Annotated in this window: 12 protein-coding genes; 6 read left to right on the plus strand and 6 right to left on the minus strand. The window is 35.2% G+C overall.

The features are described 5' to 3' along the window. Positions 1–178 precede the first annotated feature (178 nt). From QMO11_RS16370 to QMO11_RS16380, 3 genes are all read right to left on the minus strand, one after another. Positions 179–982, minus strand: a complete 804-nt coding sequence (locus tag QMO11_RS16370) for a glycerophosphodiester phosphodiesterase (protein WP_282038411.1) — start codon at positions 980–982, stop codon at positions 179–181. A gap of 64 nt (positions 983–1,046) precedes the next feature. Next, the gene (locus tag QMO11_RS16375) at positions 1,047–2,864 is read right to left on the minus strand and encodes a DUF6359 domain-containing protein (protein ID WP_282038412.1); all 1,818 of its coding nucleotides are present in this window, start codon (positions 2,862–2,864) and stop codon (positions 1,047–1,049) included. Positions 2,865–3,111: 247 nt separating this feature from the next. Further along, positions 3,112–4,776, minus strand: a complete 1,665-nt coding sequence (locus tag QMO11_RS16380; protein WP_282038414.1) for a DUF6359 domain-containing protein — start codon at positions 4,774–4,776, stop codon at positions 3,112–3,114. 171 nt (positions 4,777–4,947) lie between these two features. On the opposite strand from QMO11_RS16380, the gene QMO11_RS16385 reads away from it, so the two are divergent. Beyond that, the gene (locus QMO11_RS16385) at positions 4,948–5,481 is read left to right on the plus strand and encodes an RNA polymerase sigma factor (protein ID WP_282038417.1); all 534 of its coding nucleotides are present in this window, start codon (positions 4,948–4,950) and stop codon (positions 5,479–5,481) included. Positions 5,482–5,719: 238 nt separating this feature from the next. Further along, positions 5,720–6,364: a fibronectin type III domain-containing protein gene (locus QMO11_RS16390; protein WP_282038419.1), complete on the plus strand. Its 645-nt coding sequence runs from the start codon at positions 5,720–5,722 to the stop codon at positions 6,362–6,364. Between the two features lie 66 nt (positions 6,365–6,430). Here QMO11_RS16390 and QMO11_RS16395 read toward each other — a convergent pair whose 3' ends face one another. Both QMO11_RS16395 and QMO11_RS16400 read right to left on the minus strand, forming a co-directional pair. Beyond that, entirely contained in the window at positions 6,431–6,892 is a 462-nt protein-coding gene (locus QMO11_RS16395; RefSeq protein WP_282038420.1) for a hypothetical protein, read from the minus strand. 27 nt (positions 6,893–6,919) lie between these two features. After that, positions 6,920–7,111: a hypothetical protein gene (locus QMO11_RS16400; RefSeq protein ID WP_282038421.1), complete on the minus strand. Its 192-nt coding sequence runs from the start codon at positions 7,109–7,111 to the stop codon at positions 6,920–6,922. A 462-nt stretch (positions 7,112–7,573) separates the two neighbouring features. Between QMO11_RS16400 and QMO11_RS16405 the strand changes: the two genes are divergently transcribed. Further along, positions 7,574–8,860 carry a Kelch repeat-containing protein gene (locus QMO11_RS16405; RefSeq protein WP_282038422.1) on the plus strand — a complete coding sequence of 429 codons (1,287 nt, stop codon included), beginning with the start codon at positions 7,574–7,576 and terminating at the stop codon, positions 8,858–8,860. Positions 8,861–8,930: 70 nt separating this feature from the next. Here QMO11_RS16405 and rsgA read toward each other — a convergent pair whose 3' ends face one another. After that, positions 8,931–9,995 carry a ribosome small subunit-dependent GTPase A gene (rsgA, locus tag QMO11_RS16410; protein WP_282038424.1) on the minus strand — a complete coding sequence of 355 codons (1,065 nt, stop codon included), beginning with the start codon at positions 9,993–9,995 and terminating at the stop codon, positions 8,931–8,933. Positions 9,996–10,084: 89 nt separating this feature from the next. On the opposite strand from rsgA, the gene QMO11_RS16415 reads away from it, so the two are divergent. From QMO11_RS16415 to QMO11_RS16425, 3 genes are all read left to right on the plus strand, one after another. After that, positions 10,085–10,291 carry a hypothetical protein gene (locus tag QMO11_RS16415; protein WP_282038426.1) on the plus strand — a complete coding sequence of 69 codons (207 nt, stop codon included), beginning with the start codon at positions 10,085–10,087 and terminating at the stop codon, positions 10,289–10,291. 162 nt (positions 10,292–10,453) lie between these two features. After that, positions 10,454–11,125, plus strand: a complete 672-nt coding sequence (locus tag QMO11_RS16420) for a porin family protein (RefSeq protein ID WP_282038428.1) — start codon at positions 10,454–10,456, stop codon at positions 11,123–11,125. A 30-nt stretch (positions 11,126–11,155) separates the two neighbouring features. Then, a complete protein-coding gene (locus QMO11_RS16425; protein WP_282038430.1) occupies positions 11,156–11,398 on the plus strand; it encodes a hypothetical protein in 243 nt (80 codons plus the stop codon). The last annotated feature ends 234 nt before the right edge of the window (positions 11,399–11,632 follow it).

Genomic DNA, 11,632 nt, shown 5'->3' on the forward strand with positions numbered 1-11,632 from the left:
TAGAGACCGAAAAGGCACAATCTCTTACACGCAAATGTGCATTTAACAATTTGTTAATGCCTCGCAATGCCAATTAATAAGCATAGTATTCAGTAAATGTGTGCATTAAAAAAGCGGATACTTCACTTCTGATTTTTTCAGAAGAAGTATCCGCTTAATACTAAGTTAATCTTACTATCTATTTTGTGCTAAATTCGGACTTCATGGCGATCGCCTGAGTCATCTTTTTAGGAAAATCGGTAGTTATACTATGTACGCCAAGCTTTGCTAAATCTTTTGCTATTGCGGCATCATTAACGGTGTAACAATGTAACTCTAAATCCATATTCTGGGCTGTTTGCATAACCGTTTCATCAATTAATTTGTAGTTTAAATCAACCCCATCAAGCTTATTGTCCTTTACCTTTTGAAACAAGTTTGCATAATCATCGGATAAACTATGAATTAGAAAAAAGCTTTTGTTATTAGGAAATAACTGCTTGGCTTTTACAATGGCATCAAAGTGAAAGGATATAAATATCATTTGGTCCAATTTACCCGATGCTTCAATTACCTTGGCCATTTGATCGACCACATTGATACCCGATTTTATTTCTACTACTAATTTCTTACCTACAGGTACTGTTTCAATTACCTCACTGAGGAATGGAATCTTTTCGCCGCTGTATTTATCATCTTTAAACGAACCCGCATCGAGTTTTCGTAATTGTTTAGATCCTGTTTTTTTGATGATTAAATCTTTATTACAAATTCGTTTGGTACTGGCATCGTGATGCACCATTACTTTTTGATCTTTGCTCAAATAAATATCTATTTCAACAGCATCGGCATTGTATTCCCAAGCTAAATTGGCTGAGGCTACCGTATTTTCAGGTGCATCACCGGATGCTCCGCGATGCGCAATAATAAGCGGATTTATGGTTTGTGCTGAAATAGTTTGAACTAAAGTCAATACTATGATTAGTATATAATGTACTTTCATTTTTGTTTAAATACTAAAAAGGGTTACGATAATCGCAACCCTTGAATTTATATTTTGAACCTAATTAGTCTACCAATGAATAACCGTCAATCTCAATGATTCCAGGTATACCGTAGTAAGTGTTTATTGATCCCCCAAACTTAATTTTTCTGCCGTAAAGCGATGGGTTATCTTTTAGATTCACTTCGTCTCTAATATCGGTATCTGTATCACCTGTTAAACGAATTAATATCACATTTGCAGGATCTCTTTCGCTAGGACTTGCAGCCAAAATTAATCCCTTAGTGTGCAACCATTCGCCATTAACAGGCTCCCAATAGTAAACAGGTCCATCGTCAGGAATACCAACAATATAACCTTCGCCCCAAGCGTATCCAATACCTTGGTTATCTCTAACCTCTGCTACTGAGTATGGATTATTCTCTGATCCTTTTGGATCTCCATCGCCTGCAAAACCATAAGCCTCAACCAAACGAATTTGGTCGCCACCTGCTATTTCAAAATCAAGTTCAACATCTCCTTGGATGCTTCCATCAGGAGCAAAGCGGAAATAAGCGGTTGTGCGCTCATCAGTTGTAGCTGCAAAAGATACTGAGGTCTCGTATCCATTATCAGCTGATAAGGAAACTTCGAATTGAGTTGGTGCCGTTATGGTGATATCACCATTTATTTGGTATGGAATGATTGTGATGGCTTGCGCTTCACTTACTTCATTATCATCAACCTGACCAAAATTCATTTTGGTGCTATTAAGAACAATCGTTTCTTCGGTAAAGGTATATTGTTTTAAAGCTTTTAATCCGTTCACCTGATAGTATCGAATAAGATCTGCCTCAACCGTAATCTTTTTATTTTTAAACTCCGGATTATCTTCAATACTTATAAGCGGGCGGAAACTAGTTGTTAACTCAACAGGTATACATCTGGTAATGTCAGTTTCATCAGGACGATCGGAGATAAGTATATTGGTATTTTTACCGTATGGAACCGCAAAGCTATAACTTGTTGGATCATCAGGTGTCATTGGCGAGTTAATTGCCGCACCAACAATGTAACCATGCACCCATTGGGTAGAACCATCCATATCACTCAGTAAAACTTGTTTAACGTTGTATGGTGCATCTAATGATCCATCGCCATCTTCAAGACCTTCTTCAACATCACATCTGTTGCCATCCATATCATTTAATAAGTCCGATGCAGACACTAATATTTGTGGTACCATTCGTTTAACAGCAATACCAATAAACGAACCATTACCAAGCGGAATACTTTCATCGGCAAAAGACGCTTCGTCTCGCACATACACGCTTGCTATTGCTTGGTTATCGCACGAAATAATTCTATGATTTCCATCCGAATAGGTTCCTTCTTCGGCTTCGAATTGAACATTTTTTATAACAATACGCTCATCCTCGTGACCACCTGCTAATAAAACTTCAATACTTAGCTCAATTGGTTCTGGAAGTTCTGCATTTTCTTCAATAACAGTAATCTTGCTATCAGCAGTAAGCGATAACTCCATATTACCAACAGTTGTTTTATCTATATTACCAGCATGAGCATAAATCTCTACTTTTTGCCCCACCTTATAGTTGTGATTTGAGTTTACATTAACCGTTAAGCCCGATGTTCCATCTTGAATAATAAAAGACGGCTGTTCTATCTGTCCGTTTTCAGGAGAAAGTGTAACTACAGCTGTTATAACATAGTTTTCGGTAATGGTATTTTTACCATCTAAAGCCAACTCTCTTAAATCGAGAATGGAAGCGATTTTCGGATCGCCAATGGGTCCATTAGGTGTTGAAGTTTCTTCCTTTTCACACGAGATGCACAAGAAAAAGCCAAGGCATAAAGCCATTAATAATGTTAATCGATTCATGGTAATAATAATTTCGTCTTTAATAATTATACTTTACCCCTATGAGCTAATTAAGGCTTACATCCCTTACACAACATACGATTGTTAACGATATGTTTACATGAACTTAACTCGCAACAAGCTATTTTAAAGCCTTTGCTTGACACCCTGTAAAATAACGAGCGACTACCTCAAAAAAAAGAGATAGTCGCTCGCATATAAGTTGGTATAACTTAATTATTATACCTGAGTATCTAATAATGATTTATTATTTTAAAACCTTTTGAGTGATTGATGTTCCGTTAGTTTTAGTAATTCTAATAAAATAAATGCCATTTGAGAGCTTCGCGGTATTAAAACTAATCGTAGAATCGTTGGCTATTTTTTGATTAATAACAGATCCTGTTATATCAATTAACTCAACCATAGCAACATCAGCATCAATATTTGAAACATTTATATTGGTATTAAAAGGTATTGGGAAAATTGTATACGTATTTTCAGTATCGGCATCAATATTAGTTGCTTTACCCCATGCTGCATGCAAAAACAAATCACCAGCACTACCTGTAACAACTTCCTTAATCTCATCCCCTTCAAGGTTCGCATTATTAAACCAGCCTTCGAAAACAAAATCCGTTTTAGTAGGAATGGGTAACAAAAAGGTTTCAGACTCTGCAGTATAAAAATCATCCTCAATAGCCTCGCCACCATTAACATTATAATTAATAGTGTATTCTGTTTGCACATCAAACGAATAATTATCAATAGTAATGATTGCAGGCACACCGTAATACGTAGCTAGCGAGCCACCAAATTTTATTTTTTGTGCATACAATTCAGGATTATCCTTAAGGTTAACATCATTTCTAATTTGTGTATTTGGTGTATCCGTTAAACGAATAAGGATTACGTTATGAGGATTTCTCTCATTAGGATTATCGGCTAATATTAAACCTTTTGTATGTAACCACTCACCATCTTCTGCATCCCAGTAATAAACGGGTCCATCATCAGGAATACCTACAATATAACCTTCGCCCCAACCATGACCTATACCTTGATTTTGTCGAACCTCTGAAACGCTATAAGGGTTATTTTCAGAACCTTTTGCATCGCCCTCGCCTGCAAAACCATATACATTAATAATCCTACTCTCTGAGCTTCCTGAAATGGTGAATACATCATAAATATCGCCTGCTACACTATTGTTTGGAGCAAAACGAAAATAAGCTGTGGTAGTTTCGTTTGTTGTGGCATTAAAAGAAGCATTTGAAGTATAGTTTCCATCTTTTGTTAGTGAAACCTCAAAATGTTCAGGTGCTTCTAGGTTTACAGTACCTTCTATTTCAAAGGGTGTAATTTCTACTTCTATTGGTTCGCTTGTATTGTTATGCATAACCTGACCAAAACTCATACGAGAGAGATTAAGAACAATGGTGGCATTTGGGAATGAATAATCGCTCAAACCCTTTAAACCATTAACTTGATAGTAGCGCTGTAGCTTGGCATATACTGTAATTTGTTTATTCTTAAAGTCATGATTATCATCAATACTAATTAAGGGACGATAGGAAGGTGATAGCTCTACAGGTACACATTTATTTACATCCGTTTCATTGGGGTTATCAGCTATAAGAATATTGGTATTCTTTCCATAAGGCACCTCAAAACTATAACTTGTTGGATCTTCTTCGGTCATTGGAGAATTAATGGCCGCCCCCACAATATAACCCTGCACCCAGTTTTCGGTCCCATCCATACTTGCTTCTAAAACCTGAGTAACAGATAAAGGTGATTGTGCTGACCCATCGCCATTTGTTATTAAACGTGTATTGGCTGATAAAGGCATCGCCAACATTGCTCCTAAGAACATACACAATACTGAAGTTAATTTTAATTGATTCATGGTAGTTGTAATTTCAAATTTCATTGATTTTTATGTTTCATCTTTACCTATGAGTATTCTGAAATTACAATCCCTTACAAGGAAAATAAAGATAATATTAAGTTCACATAATGATAACACAAACCTCTGCTAACGACGCTGTATATATTTTTAAGTTTGCAGCACATTTAACTAACACTACATATACAACACGGCATGACAGAATATGACAGTCATATTTTAACTAAACTAAAAACTGGAGATAAGAACACTTTTGAAGAAATATATGTTAAACACTATGCTGAACTAAAAAAATATGCTATCACAATAACTAAAGATGAGGACATTGCGAAAGACATCATATCAGATGTATTTTTTAAAATATGGACTATAAAGGATAGTATTGAAATTAAGAAAAGTTTGAAAGCTTATTTATTTGCCTCTATTCGTTACGAAGCATTTAAGGTAAATGCAAAAAACATGAAAAACGTGTCAATTGATATGGAACAAAATGACCATGCCTTAGATTTTGACAATACTATTGAAGACAACATAAATTTAAAGGATACTGCCGCCAAACTTGAAAGATCTATTGCCCTACTTCCGAGTAAGTGTGCTCAAATTTTTAAAATGAGTAGAGAACAAGAAATGCCTCATAAAGTAATTGCAGAAAAACTAAACATTTCAACAAAGACTGTTGAGGTGCAAATTTATAGAGCGTTGAAGAAAATAAAGATGGAACTGCAATAGTATAAATGTAGGCTTACATAAAACCTATACCTCATACCTTTCTATTACATACAACAGTCACCTGCCCAATACACCCTCGCGAGTTACTATTGCACATGTAGAAATTATTTAACAACCTTCTACTCTCTGAATAAATCCATTAACCCCTATAACCATAACGTCTCCTTTTTTTTCAGCAACCAATTACATTTACTAACGTAGTTATGTTTACATATTAAACAATAAACTTAAATTTATTATGAAAAAATTATTTAATCTTTTAGCAATTGCTATTGCCTTTTCTTTATCTATAACTTCTTGTAGCAACGATGATGATGACCCAAAGATGGGAGAGATAACTGTTACAAACTCTAGTTCAAAGTTAACGGAAGCCACAATTGCTTTTAGTGAAGTAGAAGGCGCACTATTTTATGATATTGACTATGCTAAAAAAGGTGAAGAACTAGAGTATGAGATGTCTATTGCTAAAGAGCAAGGTTTAAATTATACTTTTAATAATTTATCGGCTGCTACTACTTACGATGTTAAAGTATCTGCTAAAGATGCCTCAGGCAATGCAATTGCTGAAGGAACCGTTTCTTTTGAAACGAAAGCTGCATTAGCTGCATTAGTAGGAGAATGGTATTATTCATATGAAGACTATAAGGAAACTTATACGTTTAACTCTGATGCAAAAGGTACTTTTACTACCTCAAGAGGCGCTGATTATAAAATTATGTGGGAAGCAATAGAAGCTCCTATCGGAGAAGAAGCTGATTTAATTATTAAAACTTTTTCTGGTGATTACGAAGGTACTTCAACTGTAGATACCGTTAAATATACTTACTATGGTGTTGACGAAGCTATTAAAATTGATGGAACTCGTTATTGGCCTGCAGAATAACCGCATATATAAAAAATAAAATTTTGGCCGTTGTTTAATTACAACGGCCATTTTTATTTGTATTGTTTATTTTTCTACCAAAGGAACTTCCATCGATAAATGCGCATTTATTAAGGCCGCTATTTTGTTTTCTACTTGGAAGTAACGCACCGCTTCACTTGATGATAATATCTTTTTAAACTTCTTAAAATACTTCTTTTGTAGGGTAAGCTTTGTTTGCATATTCTTTTGATAAGTCTGCCAAACTGCCTCGGCTTCTTCTGTATCAATTGCTACTTCAACATCTAAAAGGCGTTGAATAATATGAATACTACTACTGTTGGCTTCCTTTAATTTATCTTGATATTCATCATAAAGACTCCAGAATGCAGGGGCATCAGCCTCACTAATATCCATATTGGCCTTTATTATTTCTTTTTTATCAGCCTGAAATACTTTTTGAGCTAACTTAATAAAGTCGTTCTCTTCCTGAGCGAATGTGTTTGCTGTTAAGCAAATTAAAAATGCTGCTATTACTATTTGTTTCATATTTTTTGTTTGAGTGAATCTATCAGTTTAAACATGAATCGAATGGTATTGTTTAGAGAGCTTTTGATGGTAAAAAAATAAGTACTTATCGGTTTTATCTGGTACCGACAAAATAGCACCTTTAGGATGCGTAACAATTTCCCATTGGGCAATAAAGTCTTCCAAAATAACTTCTGGTATTGGGTGTTTATGGGTTATACTTTTTCTGAGTTCTTTCATTTGTGTATTCTAATATTCTTGATCTTATAACTACTGATAGCAATATTACCAAACCAATAAAAAATAGTAGGTATTTGGTTTACGGTTCGCAACCGTAAATAATAAAACGCATTGTTGTAAATCTTTAGTTCCACAGTTTTTAGTCAGTAAGTAAAAATGAATTCGTAAATTATTAATTGCCCATAGGTACCATATAAATACGATTGGAGAGTTTTAATGCTATTTTACTTTTCGGTTTAGCAAGTTCTCTTTCAATAAAACCCCGGGTATTAATAATACGCATAAAAACGAAGAGCTTCTCTTAAGATGTTTTTCTCAAAAAAAATGTATGAAGCATATCTCAACCAATTTAAACAGTTTCTATAGGTGCAGACACATCGTAAAATTATAATAATGTATATATTTGAGCACAATCATATTATGCACTAGATTTCTAATACTTATTATCTAAACTATTCAATCATGATTAAACTAAACACATTTATTCAACTAGCTCTACTAACGATTGTTTTTTTATCGTGTAAAAAAGACGAAGACCTTTCATCAGCTATAACAGGTATTAAGGTAAATGAGGTTGGTGGTACTTATGCCATACTCAGTGGATCAATATCTCACGGCAGTGATAAGATAACTAAGAGTGGTATTTGTTGGAGCACTTCTAGTGAGCCTACTATTAACGATAACACCTTAAGTGGTGCTAACAAGAGAATTATAAATGATACAATAACTGGGCTTGAGTTGAATACAGAATATTATGCGCGTTTATTTTGCAGTAATGAAAGTGGCACTTGGTATGGTCAAACCAATTCCTTTCACACCTCTGACTATGACTGGGTTAAAATGGCTGATTTTCCAGGTACGGAAAGATACCAAGCCATTTCATTTTCTTATAATGGAAAGGGATACTATGGACTCGGACATGATCAGTACATGAGTGACGATGCAAGTATGCTAAAAGATTTTTGGTGCTACGACCCTTCTAAAAACACATGGACCAGACTTAGTGATTACCCAAGTGATATTAGTGTTGAGGATCTTACAAGGTCTGACATTAAGTGTTTTAACCAAGGCTCCTCTTTTTATTGGTTTTATGATTCTCATTTCATATCATACAACATAGATTCTGAGAGTTGGAGTATTTCGGAGTTATCCAATAAAGATGCGGCTCATTATTATCAAGGAAATTGGTTCTCAGTAAACGATAAGATATATTGTTTAAACAATACCTTAATTGAATTCAAGCCTGAGACCATGTCGCATAAATTAATTTACGAAAATGCAAATCCAAATAACGAAGAATTTTATGGAGATATATTTGTAATTAATAATGAGGTTTATGGATTAGATACAGAAAATAACGTACTCTTTATTTACAAATATGATATTTTAAACAATACGTGGCAATTAAAAACAAAAACTGACTGGCATATTAGAAATGATGGCCCACCCTACTTTTTTTCTCATACTACAGTACAAAACAACTATTGTTTCATTGTTCGTGAGGCTAGTTTTCATTACAGTTACCCAGGAGGAGGCCAAGAAGAAATGGGAATGAACTACCAACACCCATCAATTTGGATGTATGATACTGTTAAAGATGAGTTTAAAGAAAGAGACCCTATCCTTGTTTCACCAAGGTTAGGTGCAAGTTCATTTTGCATAGATGATAACATCTATTTCATTGGAGGCGTGGGTACTGAAGACAGTAAATACAAGGTATACAATGATATTTGGAAAATGTCGTTCTAGTCAAATAACTCAACTCTCTCTATGTAATCTATGATGCCTTATCATTGCAATCACTTACAATGATATGGCATCATAGATTATTCTTCTTTTTATCCTTCTTCATATTTTTAATCAGCTTACCCAAGTCTTTACCTTTTTTCTTGCGCTCTTGCGCATCCGAATCGTAATGCATTCGTTCCTTCTCCATTTTCTGGAAGTTGGCATAGGCAGCCTCATCTATTTCGCCATTTTCAACGGCTTCAATAATGGCACAGCCTTGCTCGTGCATATGGGTACAATCGTTATAGCGGCAATGCTCAGCATAATCTAAAATCGATTCGAAGGTAAGCTCTAATCCTCCCGATGTATCGGTAATACCCACCTCGCGCATACCTGGGTTATCAATTAAAATGCCGCCATTGGCTAGTACAATTAGTTCGCGATGGCTAGTAGTGTGTTTCCCTTTATTAACAGCTGTGCTTATTTCGGCGGTTTTCATTTCGGCGGTACCTGCTAGTCCGTTCAATAGGGTGGATTTTCCAACGCCCGAAGATCCTAACAAACAATAGGTTTTACCCACTTCTATAAACTGTTCAATCTGGCTATAGCCAATGGATGTGTTACTCACATACGCCACTGGAACATCGTTGATGCGCTCTTGTATTTGCGCATTGATATTGGCCAATTCCGCATCGCTAATTAAATCAACCTTACTTAAAACAATAATAGGATTTACCTTTGATGAATTACATATGGTAAGGTAACGTTCAATACGGTTTAGGTTAAAATCGCGGTCCACCGCCTGCACAATTAATCCATAATCAATATTAGTGGCAATAATTTGCACCTGTCCGGTTTTACCCACTGCCTTGCGCTCAATAATTGAGTGCCGCGGATACACTGCCTGAATCAAAGCCTTACCCTCATCGTATTCCATAAAGGCTACCCAATCGCCAACAGCAGGTAAATCGTATCGGCTATTAGCCGAAAAGCGCAAGTTACCCATTAACTCGGCCTCATACTCTTGGGTGGGTGTTTTTACCACGTAACGCTCTTTGTGTTCTAATATAACACGGCCCACTTCAAAGTCACCAAGTCCTTGTTGGGTTTTATGTTGTTGTAATGTATCGTTATATCCTAAATCTTGGTAATTCATAGTGTTTACTTTTTACTTAGCTTCTGCAAAAGGTATCAATTAATATGATATAAATAAAGCCCTTGTTTTAATACCAAAAACATCATCAAATGATTGACATAAATTACTTCTATAAAGCCTTTACTGATGCCAATGGTTATTACGAATGGATGGAGCGAGTAGGTCAGTTCTTAGCAGTTCCGGCACAAGCACAGGTAGGTCAAATGACATCTACCTTTCAGGAGTATCCTCCGCGTCAGCAACCGGCTAAGTTCACCTTAGAAGAAGTAATGATGAATACTCCATCAAAAAATTAATAAGCAACTACACATACACAACTCACTATATCATATGCTACTGTTTTATACAACAGGTTGACTTTATTGTATAAATATTCGCCTCTTAATTAGAGTAATTTGGCACAGAAATAGATTAAGAATGGACTAGCTGCAAATCTTGATTTTTAAAATTTAGTCTGGATGTATAAAAATAAATCCACATATATACTTCTAACAATAAGTCTATTTGTTGTACAAGCTATTAATGCACAAATAAGTAATCAAGGGAGGTTATATTATTTCGGTCAAACTACCTTAAATAATCAAAGTAAATTATCTATTGCTAGTGGTTGGCATACTCAGCCTAAGGACTTATGGAACAGACTAGAATTTAGAACTACCTACTTTCATAGAATGAATCATTGGTTTAGAATAGGGCTTGGTCAACGCAGCAATTTTGCCATACAAGAAGGGAGCCTTCTTCATTACGAATTACGACCGTTTCAATCATTATTATTTGATCATAATTTAAGTACCAATACCTTGTTAACTCACCGGTTTATGTTTGAGCAACGTATTTTTTTTAATCCTAATATAGATAACGAATTTAATACACGCTTAAGATACCGGATAGAGTTAAAACAAAGTTTACCCACACCCAATAGGCTCTATCTGCGCCCTATGAGTGAATTCTTTTATGGAAAGAATGATGTTACAAAAGAGTTATTACAGTGGAAAAACACACTGGCGATTGGTCATACTTTATCGCCTACCATGATAATTGAATACCGATATGAATATGTAATTGTAAAAAACAATAACTCACCCAATCACTTTAATGGGTTTAGAATACAACTGATTCAATATTTTTAGCAAGCAACTATTCTGTGCTTAGAGCACTTGGTGGGTATCCAAATTGTTGTTAAAAGTAATCCTGATTTATTGGGTGGGGTTATATTTGCCAATGCTACTACAGCATCCTCAGAGATGGATCAAGTACATTTATTTGATGAATTGCAAGTTGCCGTAGGTGCCGGACTTCGTATACAAATCAATAAGAAAACACGTACCAACCTTTCTTTAGATTATGGAATTTCTATGAAGGGAGAAGGTGCATTTTATCTTGGCTTAACCGAATATTTTTAATCACATAAGCTACTATATAAAGGCTTGTCTTAGTTAATGATGATTTACAGCTTGCTATACGATATTGCGTCATCGCGAGGAACGCGGCGATCTTAAGGCAAGCTGTAAAGCCATTTATAACCTATAATTGATCACTGAATAATGTGCTGTACTCGATGCCTTGAGATTCCTTCGTTCCTACCAATGACAGAAAATTATATTTACCTGTTTAATAGTGCTTTATGAAATTATCAT

Origin of the sequence: Saccharicrinis aurantiacus, assembly GCF_947489045.1 — a bacterium.
Classification (GTDB): Bacteria; Bacteroidota; Bacteroidia; order Bacteroidales; family Marinilabiliaceae; genus Saccharicrinis; species Saccharicrinis aurantiacus.

Coding starts and splice junctions, on each gene's coding strand:
- QMO11_RS16385 (WP_282038417.1), top strand. CDS start 4,948: ATGACAGAATATGACAGTCATATTTTAACTAAACTAAAAACTGGAGAT.
- rsgA (WP_282038424.1), bottom strand. CDS start 9,995: ATGAATTACCAAGATTTAGGATATAACGATACATTACAACAACATAAA.
- QMO11_RS16405 (WP_282038422.1), top strand. CDS start 7,574: ATGATTAAACTAAACACATTTATTCAACTAGCTCTACTAACGATTGTT.
- QMO11_RS16415 (WP_282038426.1), top strand. CDS start 10,085: ATGATTGACATAAATTACTTCTATAAAGCCTTTACTGATGCCAATGGT.
- QMO11_RS16380 (WP_282038414.1), bottom strand. CDS start 4,776: ATGAAATTTGAAATTACAACTACCATGAATCAATTAAAATTAACTTCA.
- QMO11_RS16420 (WP_282038428.1), top strand. CDS start 10,454: ATGTATAAAAATAAATCCACATATATACTTCTAACAATAAGTCTATTT.
- QMO11_RS16370 (WP_282038411.1), bottom strand. CDS start 982: ATGAAAGTACATTATATACTAATCATAGTATTGACTTTAGTTCAAACT.
- QMO11_RS16395 (WP_282038420.1), bottom strand. CDS start 6,892: ATGAAACAAATAGTAATAGCAGCATTTTTAATTTGCTTAACAGCAAAC.
- QMO11_RS16400 (WP_282038421.1), bottom strand. CDS start 7,111: ATGAAAGAACTCAGAAAAAGTATAACCCATAAACACCCAATACCAGAA.
- QMO11_RS16390 (WP_282038419.1), top strand. CDS start 5,720: ATGAAAAAATTATTTAATCTTTTAGCAATTGCTATTGCCTTTTCTTTA.
- QMO11_RS16375 (WP_282038412.1), bottom strand. CDS start 2,864: ATGAATCGATTAACATTATTAATGGCTTTATGCCTTGGCTTTTTCTTG.